Origin of the sequence: Shewanella sp. MMG014 (genome assembly GCF_018100775.1) — a bacterium.
GTDB lineage: Bacteria > Pseudomonadota > Gammaproteobacteria > Enterobacterales > Shewanellaceae > Shewanella > Shewanella japonica.
In genome coordinates, this window is sequence record NZ_JAGJDZ010000005.1 from 351,957 (window position 1) to 366,460 (window position 14,504).

The following is a 14,504-nucleotide window of genomic DNA, read 5'->3' on the forward strand; positions in this document are numbered from 1 at the left end:
TTAGTCTTCCTTATCCGATTCGATTTCGAACCATTCTTTGTATTTTCGATCTAACGTTTTACGAGAAACCCCAAGATCACGTGCAGCAGCAGATTTATTGCCATTATGGGCATCAACCACACTCATGACATGCTGTTTTTCAACTTCTTTTAATGGCCAGTTTAGTGGGTAACCCGCTTGAGTCACTACTTCCGTCTCTTGGGATTTTTTCCAATATTCTGCAGGCGGCTTGCCCAATAAAATGCATCGCTCGATCATATTACGTAATTCTCGAATATTACCTGGCCATTCATGTTGTTGCAGCACTAACAAATCTTCATGGCTCCATACAACTTCTTTTACGCCTAACTCACGTGCAAGTTGCCAAGTAAAATGATGAGTTAATTCAATGACATCTTCAGGGCGAGTGCGTAATGGAGGAATAAGAATATTGAGCACATTAAGGCGGTAATATAAGTCGCTACGGAAATTTCCTTCTGCCACTTCTTCGGATAATTTTCGGTTGGTTGCAGCCACAACTCTGACATCAATCGCCACTTCTTTTTCGCTGCCCACAGGGCGAATCGCTTTTTGCTCAAGCACACGTAGTAGTGCGGTTTGCATTTTCATTGGCATTTCACCAATTTCATCTAAGAAAATCGTTCCGCCGGTGGCAAAATTAAATAATCCTTCTCGATTACCTTTAGCTCCAGTAAAGGCGCCAGCGGTGTGACCAAACAGCTCACTACCTAACAATTCTGGCGCAATAGCACCACAGTTAACGGGTACAAACGGGCCTGTACGTCCGCTAAGTTGATGTAATTGCCTTGCAACGAGCTCTTTACCTGTACCAGATTCACCTTCAATCAATACCACGGCATTGGTTGGCGCAACACGTTCAATAACTTGTTTCACCTCCATCATGGCGTCGCTATTACCAATCATGGTGGTTGAGTGACCACTTGATAACTCACGACGTAACATGAAGTTTTCACGCTTTAATAAACGGCGCTCAATACAGCGGTCAACTGATGTCATCATTTGTTCTAAGTGAAACGGCTTCATGATGAAGTCGGATGCGCCAGCACGCAGTGCTTTTATCGCTACGTCCATATCAGCATAACCGGTCATAAAAATAATATCTGAACGGCGCTCTTTTTCATTGAGTGCTTCATGCCACTCAATACCTGAACGATCTGGTAAGCGAATATCAACAATTAATAAATCAAAATGGCCACGACTACGAAGCTTTTCAGCCTCTGCAATGGTAGAAGCGGTTTCAACTAATGCGAACTTCTTGGAAAGCGCTTTTTTTAAAAAACTGCGCATGCCTGGCTCATCGTCAACAATCAAAACAGATACCGCTGTCGGAAGTGGTTTTGAGTTTGATTCATTATTATTCATATGGCTTCTACTTTGGACATTTTGACTATATTAATCATTATCGTATCACTAAAAACCCATAAATGGGTCAGTTTGCCCTGCAGAATCCTCGTTTTGAGACAATTTGTCTATAAAACCGAAACTTGCGATGTGAGGGTGATCACAGTTTCATTTTAGTCGTGATCCATATTTTTTTTGTTACTTTTGGCATACCTCTTGCTCTGTGAGTTTTGTTACGGGCAACGTTGCCCGAGTTCATTAAAAACCATCAGCAACACAATCACGTTGTATAGCAGGTTACTTTTTTATCAAGGAGATAAAATGTTTAATTTAAAGTCAGGTTTAACTGCTTTTTTAGGTATGGCACTAATCAGTAGTGCAATGGTCAGTGATTCAGTTGAAGCGACAGAAACGATTAAGTTAGCAACCACAACCAGCACAGATAACTCAGGTTTATTACGCGCAATTTTACCGACATTTGAAGCTGAATCTGGTTACAAAGTACAAGTGATTGCGACCGGAACGGGCAAAGCATTAAAGCTTGCACGTCAAGGAGATGTAGACGTAGTCATGACTCACGCTCCAGCTGCGGAAGCAAAATTTATCAATGAAGGTTATGGCACAACCCCTCGTGGCATTATGGAAAATGACTTCGTAGTGCTTGGACCTAAAAACGATCCAGCCAAAATGAACGGCAGCAAAGATGTTGTTGAAGCGTTCAAAAAAGTAGCAGAAAGCAAGAGCACCTTTATCTCTCGTGGTGACAATTCAGGCACCAATATGAAAGAGCTCGCAATTTGGAAAGAAGCTGCTGTTACCCCAGATTTTTCAGGCTATACTTCAATTGGCCAAGGCATGGGCAAGACATTATTAATGGCTGATGAGAAACAAGCTTACACATTAACTGATCGTGGTACGTTTGTTGCTTATAAATCTAAATTAGATTTAGCAATCACTTTTGAAGGTGGCGCTGCATTAGCCAACCCTTATCAAATCATGCTAATTAGTGCAGAAAAATATCCTGATTTAAATCATCAAGGAGCAAAAGCTTTGAGCGACTGGTTTATTAGCCCTCAAGCACAACAGATGATTAATGATTTTAAAGTTCAGGGAGAACAATTGTTTAAGGCAACATATAAGTAATGAATGATGGCTGGTTAGCCCTAACGCAGCAAGCTTTTAGCTTGCTGCTTTCTTTAGACCCAGACGTATGGTCTATCATAAGTGTATCTTTTTCAGTTTCTTTTGCGGCATTAATCATCACATTAATCCCGTCAATCATGCTTGGCTTTCTGCTTGCATCATACCAATTTCCTGGTCGCTGGTTTGTCACTAACATAGTTCAAACTTTGCAATCAATTCCTACTGTTGTCATAGGCTTACTTGCTTACATACTGCTAACTCGAAACGGTCCTTTGGGCGATTTACGCTGGTTGTTTACTCAACAAGGTATGATCCTCGGTCAAATGATGATTTGTGCGCCAGTACTGATTGCATTATCTCAAGCAGCCTTTAGCAGTATTGATAAACGTGCTTACGAAACCTCACGTACCTTAGGTGCATCTTGGTCTAGAGCTATTTGGACGGTTTGCCGCGAACTCCGCGTGCCATTATTATTGGCAGTGATTGCCGCATTTAGCCGTATTTTAACTGAGGTTGGTTGTTCGATGATGGTCGGTGGCAATATTCTGCATCATACTCGTAATATTCCCACTGCCATTGCGCTTGAAACCAGTAAGGGTGATTTTGCCCAAGCTATTGCACTAGGACTGGTTTTATTAATCTTGGCGATTGTGATTAATTTCGCTATCGGTTCATTGCGTGGTAAAGCCATGCCTAGGAGCCAATAATGACAGTCAAATTAGTTGCAAAAAATATACGTAAAAACTTTAAAGACAGACTGTTATTTGAATTTGAGCAACTCACATTTTGCCAAGGGGATGTTATTTACCTTCAAGGCGACAATGGCTCTGGCAAATCAACATTGATGAAATTGATTGCTGGCATTATTAAACCTAGCGCTGGCACAGTTACAGCTGAAGGTTTTGAGCCAACAAAATGGTGGCGCAAAAATTCATTGCTTGGCAAGGCGGTATACTTACATCAGCATGCTTATTTATTTGATGGCTCTGTAGAGTATAATATTCGTTATGCTTTACCAAAAAGTCAGTTATCACCTCAGCAACAACAAGAGCGAGTTGAGCAAGCAATTAACATGGCACAACTGGGCGCATTATTAAAAAGCGATGCAACAGATTTATCTGGCGGTGAGCGGCAACGTTTGGCTGTTGCTAGAGCCTGGATCACTCAGCCCAAATTGCTCATGCTCGACGAACCAATTTCTAATATGGATAAGCAATCGCAAAAATTAGTACTTGCGATGATAAATCAGCTCAAACAAGATGGTACAGGATTGCTAATTAGTAGCCATCAAACTTGCGGTTTAACAGCTTTATGCCAAAAACACTGGCATATATCAGAGCACAAAGTTGTTGAAAGTAACCATATACCTCGCTTTGAACAATCTCAGGAGTTTCACTATGTCAGTGCAAATTGATGCGGTGATTTTAGCTGGCGGTATGGCCAGAAGAATGGGCGGTATTGATAAAGGCTTAGTTGAACTTAGCGGTAAGCCAATGATTGCTCATACTATCGCTCGGGTTCAGCCACAAGTTGATCGTATAATGATTAATGCTAATCGCAGCCAAGCGCAATATGCTGAGTTAGGCTTTGATGTATTAAGCGATCAAGAAAGCGGTTATTTAGGCCCATTAGCCGGAATGGTCACAGCCATGAACAATACCGATGCTGACTTATTGCTAGTGGTGCCTTGTGATAGTCCGATGCTCCCGACTGATTTGTGTGAACGTATGTATGCATCGCTTAAAGAAGCCGATGCCGATATTGTGGTCGCCAGTGACGGTGAACATCATCAGCCAGTGGTTTTACTGCTCAAACCACACTTAAAAGATTCTATGCAGGCATTTTTAGATGCAGGCGATCGTAAAATTTTCCTTTGGTATGAACAACACAAATATGTGGTCACAAGCTTTGCTGACCAACCAAATGCATTTGTGAATGTGAATACACTTGAACAAAAACTTGTCATCGAGAATGCCAAATAATTTGTGGCTAAACGCCATGATAAGTCAACAATGAGGTCTATATGAGTATACCGTTTTCCAATCCGCTTAATATTCCCGTTCTCGGATTCTGTGCCTATAGCGGCACCGGTAAAACCACCTTATTAAAACAACTTATTCCTGAGCTTAACCGCCGCGGGGTGCGTCTAGCGGTAATAAAACACGCCCACCATAATTTTGATGTCGATATTCCAGGTAAAGACAGCTACGAAATGCGCAAAGCAGGCGCTAAACAAATGTTGGTCGCTTCACATGTTCGTTGGGCTTTAATGACCGAAGATGCCGTTGAGGGTGATCCGCAATTACCGCACTTATTAGCGCAAATTGAAGCGGATAAAGTCGATATCGTTTTAGTTGAAGGCTTTAAAAAGCTCGAGCTACCAAAAATTGAATTACACCGCGCAGCGCACGGCAAGCCCCTCATTCATACTCATGATGACAACATTGTGGCTATTGCCTGTTGTGACGAAACTGAAACGCCAGCAGAGCTAACTCGTTTAGATTTAAATAATGTCAGCCAAATTGCTGACTTTGTAATTGAATACCAAACAAACTGGCAAGCACCAGACATCGAACTGCCGATTCCCGCTGAAGCAACACCAGTATCAGACGAGCAAAAGTTCTTATCTGTTGCTCAAGGCTTAGAACAATTAATGGCGATGGTGAAGCCACTCACTGACAGTGAGCAAGTTGCGATTGATGATGCCGCTAACCGTGTACTGGCAAGCGATGCGATTTCTCCCGTAAACGTACCACAACAAACAAACTCAGCAATGGACGGTTATGCCTTTGCTTATAGTCAAGATAACAGCCCTGAACACCCAGTTGCACCACTTACATTAATGGGTGAAGTGCTGGCAGGCCACGAGTACCCAGGCACCTTAGCAGCAGGTGAAGCTGTGCGCATTATGACGGGTGCAACCGTACCCCAAGGTGCTGATACCGTTGAAGCTCGAGAATTAGTCGTCGAGCAAGATGGACAAGTACAGCTACAAGGGCCAGTTATTGCGGGGCAACATGTACGCTTAGCAGGTGAAGATATTGCTAAAGATGCCTTAGCATTAGCAAAAGGTCACCGCATACATGCCGCTGAACAGGGGTTATTAGCCTCATTGGGTTTAGCCACTGCCGAAGTGGTCAAACAGCCTACTATTGCCGTATTTTCTACAGGCGATGAAGTCAGCCAACCAGGTGAGCCACTAAAAGCCAACTGCATTTATGATTCAAACCGCTACACCATCAAATCAATGGCGCAAAAGTTAGGTTGCCATGTCATTGATTTAGGCATTATCGAAGATAGCGAAGAAGCATTAACAACCGCATTGTCAAAGGCTTCAGTTGATGCGGATATTGTTATCAGTTCAGGCGGCGTATCTGTAGGAAATGCAGATTATATTAAGACTGTCCTCGCTAAAATTGGCGAAATTAACTTCTGGCGTATTAACATGCGTCCAGGTCGCCCTCTCGCATTCGGAAAAGTGAATGAGAGTTTGTTCTTTGGTTTACCGGGTAACCCTGTGGCTGTAATGGTGTCATTTTTACAGTTTGTTCAACCTGCTATTCGAAAACTCGCTGGCGAAATCAATTTTACACCACAGTATTTACCAGCTATTACCGATACTATGTTGCGCAGTAGAACAGGACGAACTGAATTTGTTCGTGGTCAGTATCATTTAAGCAATGATGGACGTTTACATGTTGCCTCTACTGGGGCGCAAGGTTCAGGGATGTTGAACTCAATGGTCAAAGCAAACTGTCTGATTGTTATCGGCGAAGCCGAAGATTCAGTTATGCCAGGCCAACAAGTCTACATTCAGCCTTTTGCTGAACTGTTATAACTAACCAAAAGATGTGCTAATTCATGAGTTTAATAGTCGACAAGTTTAACCGAAAAGTAGAATACTTACGTTTATCGGTCACTGACCGTTGTGATTTTCGCTGTGTATATTGCATGAGTGAAGATCCCAGCTTTTTACCAAGAGAACAGGTATTAAGCCTTGAAGAACTGGCATGGATTGCACAAGCTTTTACCGAATTAGGTGTAAAGAAAATTCGCTTAACTGGCGGTGAGCCTTTAGTTAGAACCGACTGTGACAAGTTAATTGAGTTACTCGGTCAACTACCGGGCTTAGATGACTTGTCGATGACCACTAATGGTTCGCGCTTAAGTAAGCTTGCTCAGCCAATGCATGATGCAGGCCTTAAGCGTCTAAACATCAGTTTAGATACCTTAAACCCTGCTCTCTTTACCGAAATGACTCGCAATGGCAAAGTAGAACGAGTGATTGCGGGAATTGATGCAGCAAAAGCCGCAGGCTTTAAACACATCAAAATCAACGCGGTGATTTTGCGTGGCAAAAACGATCACGAAGTGATTGATTTAATTAATTTTTGCCGTGACCGTGAGTTAGATATTGCTTTCATTGAAGAAATGCCATTAGGTGTAATGGATGAGCGCAAACGTAGTCGTCACTGCTCAAGTGAAGAAGTCAGAGGACTAATTGAAGAAGCTTATCCATTAATTCCATCAAGTAAACGTACTGGCGGGCCTGCTCGCTATTACAAAATGGCCGACAGCAATATTCATATCGGTTTCATTTCACCTCACAGTAATAATTTCTGCCACGAATGTAATCGTGTTCGCGTGACGGTAGAAGGTCGTTTATTGTTGTGCTTAGGCAATGAGAACTCGGTGGATTTGAAATCAATCGTTCGTGAATTCCCTGGGGATATCGGCAAACTCAAAGAGGCCATATTAGAAGGAATTCAACACAAGCCAAAAGAACATTACTTTGGCACCGATGATGACGTGCAAATCTTACGTTTTATGAATTCAACAGGCGGCTAGTGAACATCAACTTCAGTTAACGAAAGGTGATGCTAAATAATGCATCACCTTTTTTTTGGATGACTCAGTCAACGCCATTTTCAACTAACGATAACTATTCACTTTTTGCTCACCAGTATTTTGCTATACACTTAGGGACACGATCGGACTCACAAGCAGTAATGCATTAGTTTATGGCTTTATCTCGTAAAAAATGGAACAACATTCTCATCATTGCCTGTGTCTTTATGGTTGCAGTGTTAACCTTTATCGACTCCAAAACCAATAAAATGCCAAATGATGCTCATGCATTATTTGATGAAAGCAACCAATTAACCCAATTGCAATTTAATGGTATTTGGCTTAATAAGTCAGCCTCTCAATGGCGTTGTGACGATAGCGTACTCAATTGCCAACCCCTTGCTACTGCTTGGTCAAAACTAATGGTTTCAGCGGTTCAAATGCCTGCGAATGAGATCCAATTGCTTACCGCCCCCGTAACATTGACCATTTCCATTAATCATCAACAACAAGCGCAGCATTGGCAGTACTATCCTGCTGAAGGGCTTTTACAATCGGCATCAAGCAATTGGTATCAAATACCACCAAGCTTACGCAGTGAGTTAGCACCGATTATCTCAACCCAATAATTATCATCATCTAGTGAGTAACGATAAAGACCAAGTAAACGCCACCAGCGTCAAACTTAGCTAATAGACAATAAATGGATTCATATGCCTGAGTTACCAGAAGTAGAAGTCACTAAGCAGGGTGTATCACCGCATCTTGTTGATCAAACCGTACGCGATTTAGTCATTAGAAACGCCTCTTTGCGTTGGCCTGTACCTGATATTTGTAAAAACATCATAGGGCAAACGATTAAGCAGGTTCGCCGCCGAGCCAAATACTTATTAATCGACACCGATGCGGGGATTACCATTGTCCACCTTGGTATGTCTGGCAGCTTGCGCATCCTGCCAGCGAATACTCCCGTCGAGAAACATGATCATATCGACCTCGTATTAGAAAATGGCCGAGTTCTGAGATACAACGACCCTCGGCGATTTGGGGCTTGGCTTTGGTATGAGCTGCCAGAAGATGGACATCCGCTATTGTCAAAATTGGGTCCAGAGCCTCTTAGTGACGGCTTTAACCCACAACAGTTACAACAGGCATTAACCAATAAAAAGAAAGCCATCAAACTGTGTTTAATGGACAACCATATCGTCGTTGGCGTTGGGAACATTTATGCCAATGAGGCGCTATTTGCAGCAGGTATTCATCCACAAGCAGCGGCAGGAAATATCGATATAGAAAGACTGACGATATTAGTCGCTGAAGTAAAACAGATCCTTGCCCAAGCAATTAAGCAAGGTGGCACCACGTTGAAAGATTTTACCAATGCCGACGGTAAACCTGGCTACTTCGCTCAAAAGCTCCATGTTTATGGCCGCGGCGGTGAAACTTGCAGCGTATGCGGTAACTTACTCAGTGAAATAAAACTGGGGCAGCGGACTACGGTTTTTTGTGGTGTGTGCCAAAGCCATTAAGCTCACTAGACATTAGCCTGTGGAATTTTTCAGAAAGTAATTTAATGGAATAACGCTAATAAAAAGCCTCAAACAATGTTGAGGCTTTTTTAGCAAATCATCTTAGAACTTGTACTCGTAGCGCGTAAATAAAGTACCGTCGGTTTCAGAATCTTCCACTTCAAATTCAGATTGTGACACGGTTCCGCCAAAGGTCATCATACCGCTCATCAGTGGCATTCTGTAAGACAGCTCTAACATCAACAAATCTTCTTTAGGCGGCTGCGGCGCCCAGCCATGGCTTGGGCTTTCTCCATCTTTATTTAACTGTGCATACCTAAATATTGAGGTAAATGCATGGCTGTTTTTAAATTGCCCTACTAACCCTAAAGCATATACCTGCGCATCGCTGTCATAAGTACTGCCAAAGGCTCGGCCATGATAACGTGAGCCACTTTTATAGGTACTATGCTCATAAAAACAATTAAACTTGGTCGAATCTTCACCACAATAAACCATGGTGTCTGTGTACTCAAAAAACAATTTGTACTGTTGAGAGTCGAAACTAAAGCGGGTATCTACGCCGTACATTTTTCCACAATCGACAATTTCCCATGGGTCGCCTTTAGAGTCTTCACAGGTACGCTCTAAAAAGATCCCCACAGGGACATCCCAGAAGGTTTCTGAATAGCGTACATCGAAGCCTGCCATTTGGTTGCCATAGTTGGAACAGTCACCATCTTCAAAGCCGCGACAATCACGCTGCCCTGTAATGGACTTCCATGCACTGTCTAAATCACACTCCTGACCTTCACCGCAAAATTGTGTGGTCCAAGAGAGGCCAATTTCAAGCTGTCTTAACGGTTTAATAGAAGCTCGTAAGTTCCATAACAACGCATGAGGAGCATACCTTTCTTCTTCCATCATGCTGATGCCACCAGTTAGTGTCCACGTACCTAACCATGATAACCAAGGTGTCTCAAAAGCTTCTGCATTGTTACGAGATACCATTAACGAAGGCATTGGACGGGCATTATTTGATTTATGTAAACCAGAATCAAACCCCGGCCCCCACCATTGCTCTATGGTGCCTGCCGTAACAATCCAGTTGCCTAACACCACGGCCATATATGAATCATCTAATCGAAATGTCTTATCATCTTGTGGGTCGTAATTTGCTGACGCTGTAACCTTATAAGCGAATCGCTCGCCAAGATATTCATGGGAAGCGGTGAGTTCACCTTTTTCACGATAATCTGAGCCAAAATGCTGAAAACGAGCTTCATCAGTTGCTGCCGTTGCGGCAATTGTCGTATTACCTCTATTTTCAATTGCATTTTGGTAGTAAAAGTTAACCCTCGCAAAAGCATCAACTAGCGCCGGAGACATAATTGATGGCTCAGCTTTTCTCAAATCATTACCGATACCTGACCACATGAGCGGAAAAGTATTAATGGGGACAGTAATCACACCTGCATCGGCAAGCGCTTGAATGTCGGCACGAAGATAAATATCAGAAGTATCGACCCATGGGGCAGCCACAACAGAAGAACTTAAACAACACCCTGCTAGGCTCAGTGTGGTGAGATGTTTTCTAATAAATCGTTTTGATAACGTACACTTTTGAGATAACGACTGAGATAGTTTCATGCTGTGCTTAATAGGTAATTAAAAAGATTAACGTATTTGAAAAGTCCATTTCACGTTACGTTGCTAAGACTTGGTCGAGGCAATTTTATCCAACAAGGAAATCGCCACATCTTGGTGCACAAATTGACTCACATCACCGCCGTGCAAAGCAACCTCTTTAACTAAAGTTGAAGAGATAAAAGAGTTTTCTTCGGCAGGTGTTAAAAACACACTTTCTAAATCCGGGCTTAATCGACGATTCATATTGGCCAATTGAAATTCATATTCAAAGTCCGACACAGCTCTTAAACCACGCACAAGTACACTGGCTTGTTGCTCTTTAGCAAAATCAACCAACAATCCAGTAAAGCCGACAACTTCTACGTTGTCTAAATGTGCCGTAACAAGGTTCACTTGCTCAACTCTTTCTTCAAGCGTGAACATAGGCTTTTTGGACGGGTTTGAGGCAATACCAATGATAACGTGACGGAAAAGTCTCGCAGCACGTTCTATCAGATCAGCATGGCCATTGGTAACAGGATCAAACGTTCCTGGATATATTGCACGTCTATGCATGTAAGTATTCGCTATATCAGTGAATTCAGTCCGTTGAAGAGTATATCATTCAGAACTAAACAAGGTTCATTATCGGTCAATTAAGCCGCCAAATAATACTACAAGGCCGACAATGACAGCAAAATTAATATCGATAAAATGGCTCGATAACGTAAATCAAATACTTTCAGTGCATGGTTATCATAAAAAATAACAGGTAAAATCAGCATTAATCCTATTTCGACCTGTATAGCTATTCAATTGAACTTACTCCCCTTTAAAGTTTTACTGGTTTTCGGCACCCGCCCAGAAGCAATTAAAATGAGCCCACTGGCAAAACTACTTGCTCAGCACCCTAGTTTAGAGGTGCGAGTTTGCGTTACAGGTCAACACCGAGAAATGCTAGACCAAGTATTAGGCTTATTTAATATTACCCCTGATTACGACCTGAACTTGATGAAGTCGCAACAATCTCTTGAATGGTTAACTTCCGCCATTATTGAGGGAACAAGCCATGTTATTAACGACTTTCAACCTCAACTGGTGTTAGTTCATGGAGATACAACTACTTCATTTGCGGCTGCACTTGCCGCCTTCTATAAAAAAGTCGATGTAGGTCATGTTGAAGCAGGCCTCAGAACCGGCGATTTACAATCACCTTGGCCAGAAGAGGCCAATCGAAAACTGACAGCCACACTCGCTAAACACCATTTCGCGCCCACTCAAACGGCTGCAAATAACTTACTCGCTGAGGGGCATCAACCTGATAATGTCCATATCACAGGCAATACCGTGATTGATGCGTTACTGCAAACAGTTGCTTCAAATCATGAAAATGGATTTCAGCCAACGGCATTAACTGAGCTACTTAACAGCGTAAGCTATCAAAAAGTGATACTGGTTACAGGCCACAGACGGGAAAATTTTGGCACAGGTTTTGAGAACATTTGTTTGGCATTACAAAAGATAGCCACTACATATCCTAATGTCGCTATCATCTATCCAGTACATTTAAATCCACAGGTGCAAGCCCCTGTGAATCAATACCTTAGTAATATTGATAACGTTCATCTCATTGCGCCACAAGATTACCCTTCTTTTGTTTATCTCATGGATCGTGCAGATATTATTTTAACCGACTCAGGAGGCGTCCAAGAGGAAGCACCAGCACTTCACAAACCCGTATTAGTGCTTAGAGATAAAACCGAACGTATTGAGGCGCTTGAAGCCGGAACCGTCAACCTTGTAGGAACCGATACTGATCGTATCGTTAACGCTGTCACGACCTTACTTGAGCAACAAGAACAGAATACAAAACCTAGTAACCCTTATGGCGACGGACAAGCCTGTCAACGAATTCAAACGCAAATATTGCGCCATTACCAACTCATTTAATGCAGGCTAGTCCATGAAAAATATTTTTATCATCTATCGCTCAATGTTTACCCCACAAGGTGAGATACACACCATTGGCGGTATTGAAAACTATATTATGAGCCTCATTGAGACATTTAAGACTCAGCAATGGCGAACTCAAATTGTTCAACCTGCGAAAACGTCTTTTTGTCTTGAAAGAGAAGACGTGATTATCAATGGAGTCACAACAGGCATATATCGGGGAAATAATAAAAAGTTTGCGTTAGCGCAATGGGTTAAACAGCATGCTACAGAAGGGGATGTCGTTATCTTTGCCACTGATTCTTATGCAGTAAAAATACCTGGACTCGCCACAGTCGGTATTCAACATGGAGTGTCATGGGACAAGCCCCAAACTAACTCGTCATTTTTAGGGCAGTTTGTGTCTTCGCTGTTAAATCATTATAAGTATCTAAAATTTGCTAGAAAAAGCGATACACTCATTTGCGTCGATCATAACTTTGTAAACTGGTATCGCACTTGGTGCAGCCCCCAAGCTCAACAAATCAAAGTCATCTATAATTTTTATCAACAACGATTAGCCACAGACCAGTTGCTACAGAAATGGACTCAATCGCCGCAACCTCTCAAACTCATCATAGCAAGACGGTTCGTTGACTACCGAGGTATTGCGATGATTGCGCCAGTGATTAAAAAACTGTTAAATCAATTTGAACACCTCGAGGTCACATTCGCTGGAGAGGGGCCACTTCAGCCTTTACTCGAAAAAGCCTTTGCAAAACATCCTCGAGTTACAATCACTCAGTATCAAGCGCAAGAAAGTTTTCACATCCACCAGCAACATCATATAGCGGTTATTCCAACCTTAGGCTCAGAAGGCACATCATTGTCCATGATTGAAGCCATGGCAGCGGGATGTTTGGTGATAAGTAGCAATGTAGGTGGCCTTTCAAACTTAATTATCGACGGCTATAACGGCCATTTGGTTATGCCTAATGCCAATGAGTTTGAACGGGTTATTTACCAAGCAATTAATGATATACACCAAACTCAACAGTTGGCAATCAATGGATATGAGTCAATTAAACACGTCTGCTCGCAAGCGCAATGGTCTCGGGCTTGGGTTGATGTCATAAACAGCTTACCTTCTAAAGCTTGTCATTAAATCTTGTTTATCGACTAAAAATCACAGCCACAAGAATCAAAAAAAGCGACAATATTGCTATTGTCGCTTTTAACGTAAAAACATTAATATTTAACGCTTTAACTGATTAATATCAGGTAGCTTATTTCTATTTATCCGCACGTTCGCTTCAAAACACACCTTTTGCCAAATACGTCTCACTGGATGTTTTTTAGCATTATTTCTATTTTCTAAAGTGCAGATTTCACTTTCAAAATCAGCCTCTAATACCGGAAAAGGTTTAACGACATAGCAAGCTAATGATTTTTCATACCAATACTGTATATCGATATCAATTGGCCTCGTAATCGGAGTGGCGCTAGCTAATAACTTTTGGGCCCCTGATAACGATACAAATTGCCCGCGAGTCGAAGACGGTAACTTTAAACAAGTCGACAATGAAAATAGCTCTGTTAACTCAATACTATCAATGACTTTTTTCTGCTTTCGTCCATGACATAACTTAATGTAATCCCATGAAGAAGGTAATTGGCTAATGCTCTGTATTAGTGAGAGTAACTCAGGGTTAAGCACTGAGTCATCCTCTAGAATAAGCGCAAAATCTAACCCTTGCGACACCATCATGTTCCAGCAGTTTATATGGCTCAGATAACAGCCAATTTCACCCACGTTAAGCACTTTATCGTACTTTACAAGATTCGCTTTTTCATTGAAGACAGCGTGGATTTCAGCATCATCTAGGTCTTTGCCATATACAGCCGGTACTCTTTCATAGTCTATATTGAGTAGTTCTAGCTGTTGACGCATAAAAGCCATTCTTTCGGTGCTTTTATCAAGATTTATTACAAACACTTTAAACTGCATAATGTCTCTTCTACCATCCTTGGGCTTATCTATATAATATTCTACACAGTCAAAAAGCGACTCATTGATGGTTC

14 protein-coding genes are annotated in these 14,504 nt (G+C 42.0%); 10 read left to right on the plus strand and 4 right to left on the minus strand.

Features of this window, described 5'->3' with window-relative positions; genetic code table 11:
- A complete protein-coding gene (locus tag J8L86_RS10820; protein WP_211030230.1) occupies window positions 1-1,383 on the minus strand; it encodes a sigma-54 dependent transcriptional regulator in 1,383 nt (460 codons plus the stop codon).
- A gap of 300 nt (window positions 1,384-1,683) precedes the next feature.
- Here J8L86_RS10820 and J8L86_RS10825 point away from each other — a divergent pair, with 300 nt between their 5' ends.
- The 8 genes from J8L86_RS10825 to mutM all read left to right on the plus strand — a co-directional run bounded on the left by J8L86_RS10825 (window position 1,684) and on the right by mutM (window position 8,882).
- Window positions 1,684-2,505: a substrate-binding domain-containing protein gene (locus J8L86_RS10825; protein ID WP_055025843.1), complete on the plus strand. Its 822-nt coding sequence runs from the start codon at window positions 1,684-1,686 to the stop codon at window positions 2,503-2,505.
- The gene (locus J8L86_RS10830) at window positions 2,505-3,212 is read left to right on the plus strand and encodes an ABC transporter permease (RefSeq protein WP_211030232.1); all 708 of its coding nucleotides are present in this window, start codon (window positions 2,505-2,507) and stop codon (window positions 3,210-3,212) included. The genes J8L86_RS10825 and J8L86_RS10830 overlap by 1 nt, the downstream gene beginning before the upstream one ends.
- Entirely contained in the window at window positions 3,209-3,919 is a 711-nt protein-coding gene (locus tag J8L86_RS10835; RefSeq protein ID WP_119968074.1) for an energy-coupling factor ABC transporter ATP-binding protein, read from the plus strand. Before J8L86_RS10830 ends, J8L86_RS10835 begins: the two co-directional genes overlap by 4 nt.
- Window positions 3,903-4,487, plus strand: coding sequence for a molybdenum cofactor guanylyltransferase MobA (gene mobA / locus J8L86_RS10840; protein WP_055025840.1), 585 nt, complete (start codon window positions 3,903-3,905; stop codon window positions 4,485-4,487). Before J8L86_RS10835 ends, mobA begins: the two co-directional genes overlap by 17 nt.
- Before the next feature lie 41 nt (window positions 4,488-4,528).
- Entirely contained in the window at window positions 4,529-6,343 is a 1,815-nt protein-coding gene (locus J8L86_RS10845) for a bifunctional molybdopterin-guanine dinucleotide biosynthesis adaptor protein MobB/molybdopterin molybdotransferase MoeA (RefSeq protein ID WP_211030234.1), read from the plus strand.
- Window positions 6,344-6,366: 23 nt separating this feature from the next.
- Entirely contained in the window at window positions 6,367-7,353 is a 987-nt protein-coding gene (gene moaA / locus J8L86_RS10850) for a GTP 3',8-cyclase MoaA (RefSeq protein ID WP_211030236.1), read from the plus strand.
- 173 nt (window positions 7,354-7,526) lie between these two features.
- On the plus strand, window positions 7,527-7,982 hold the full coding sequence (locus tag J8L86_RS10855; RefSeq protein ID WP_211030238.1) for a hypothetical protein: 456 nt from the start codon (window positions 7,527-7,529) through the stop codon (window positions 7,980-7,982).
- An 84-nt stretch (window positions 7,983-8,066) separates the two neighbouring features.
- On the plus strand, window positions 8,067-8,882 hold the full coding sequence (mutM, locus tag J8L86_RS10860) for a bifunctional DNA-formamidopyrimidine glycosylase/DNA-(apurinic or apyrimidinic site) lyase (protein ID WP_211030240.1): 816 nt from the start codon (window positions 8,067-8,069) through the stop codon (window positions 8,880-8,882).
- Window positions 8,883-8,984: 102 nt separating this feature from the next.
- Here mutM and J8L86_RS10865 read toward each other — a convergent pair whose 3' ends face one another.
- Together J8L86_RS10865 and coaD are read right to left on the minus strand one after the other, a co-directional pair.
- Window positions 8,985-10,511 carry a capsule assembly Wzi family protein gene (locus tag J8L86_RS10865; protein WP_211030243.1) on the minus strand — a complete coding sequence of 509 codons (1,527 nt, stop codon included), beginning with the start codon at window positions 10,509-10,511 and terminating at the stop codon, window positions 8,985-8,987.
- Between the two features lie 63 nt (window positions 10,512-10,574).
- Window positions 10,575-11,066, minus strand: a complete 492-nt coding sequence (gene coaD / locus J8L86_RS10870; RefSeq protein WP_055025835.1) for a pantetheine-phosphate adenylyltransferase — start codon at window positions 11,064-11,066, stop codon at window positions 10,575-10,577.
- A 240-nt stretch (window positions 11,067-11,306) separates the two neighbouring features.
- On the opposite strand from coaD, the gene wecB reads away from it, so the two are divergent.
- Both wecB and J8L86_RS10880 read left to right on the plus strand, forming a co-directional pair.
- Complete coding sequence (gene wecB / locus J8L86_RS10875) at window positions 11,307-12,440, plus strand: UDP-N-acetylglucosamine 2-epimerase (non-hydrolyzing) (RefSeq protein WP_282098411.1); 1,134 nt, start codon at window positions 11,307-11,309, stop codon at window positions 12,438-12,440.
- Between the two features lie 13 nt (window positions 12,441-12,453).
- Window positions 12,454-13,587, plus strand: coding sequence for a glycosyltransferase family 4 protein (locus J8L86_RS10880; RefSeq protein WP_211030247.1), 1,134 nt, complete (start codon window positions 12,454-12,456; stop codon window positions 13,585-13,587).
- 90 nt (window positions 13,588-13,677) lie between these two features.
- Here J8L86_RS10880 and J8L86_RS10885 read toward each other — a convergent pair whose 3' ends face one another.
- The gene (locus J8L86_RS10885) at window positions 13,678-14,430 is read right to left on the minus strand and encodes a glycosyltransferase family 25 protein (protein ID WP_065110295.1); all 753 of its coding nucleotides are present in this window, start codon (window positions 14,428-14,430) and stop codon (window positions 13,678-13,680) included.
- Window positions 14,431-14,504: the final 74 nt, after the last annotated feature.

Coding starts and splice junctions, on each gene's coding strand:
- J8L86_RS10820 (WP_211030230.1), bottom strand. CDS start 1,383: ATGAATAATAATGAATCAAACTCAAAACCACTTCCGACAGCGGTATCT.
- J8L86_RS10825 (WP_055025843.1), top strand. CDS start 1,684: ATGTTTAATTTAAAGTCAGGTTTAACTGCTTTTTTAGGTATGGCACTA.
- J8L86_RS10830 (WP_211030232.1), top strand. CDS start 2,505: ATGAATGATGGCTGGTTAGCCCTAACGCAGCAAGCTTTTAGCTTGCTG.
- mobA (WP_055025840.1), top strand. CDS start 3,903: ATGTCAGTGCAAATTGATGCGGTGATTTTAGCTGGCGGTATGGCCAGA.
- J8L86_RS10845 (WP_211030234.1), top strand. CDS start 4,529: ATGAGTATACCGTTTTCCAATCCGCTTAATATTCCCGTTCTCGGATTC.
- moaA (WP_211030236.1), top strand. CDS start 6,367: ATGAGTTTAATAGTCGACAAGTTTAACCGAAAAGTAGAATACTTACGT.
- J8L86_RS10855 (WP_211030238.1), top strand. CDS start 7,527: ATGGCTTTATCTCGTAAAAAATGGAACAACATTCTCATCATTGCCTGT.
- mutM (WP_211030240.1), top strand. CDS start 8,067: ATGCCTGAGTTACCAGAAGTAGAAGTCACTAAGCAGGGTGTATCACCG.
- J8L86_RS10865 (WP_211030243.1), bottom strand. CDS start 10,511: ATGAAACTATCTCAGTCGTTATCTCAAAAGTGTACGTTATCAAAACGA.
- coaD (WP_055025835.1), bottom strand. CDS start 11,066: ATGCATAGACGTGCAATATATCCAGGAACGTTTGATCCTGTTACCAAT.
- J8L86_RS10880 (WP_211030247.1), top strand. CDS start 12,454: ATGAAAAATATTTTTATCATCTATCGCTCAATGTTTACCCCACAAGGT.
- J8L86_RS10885 (WP_065110295.1), bottom strand. CDS start 14,430: ATGCAGTTTAAAGTGTTTGTAATAAATCTTGATAAAAGCACCGAAAGA.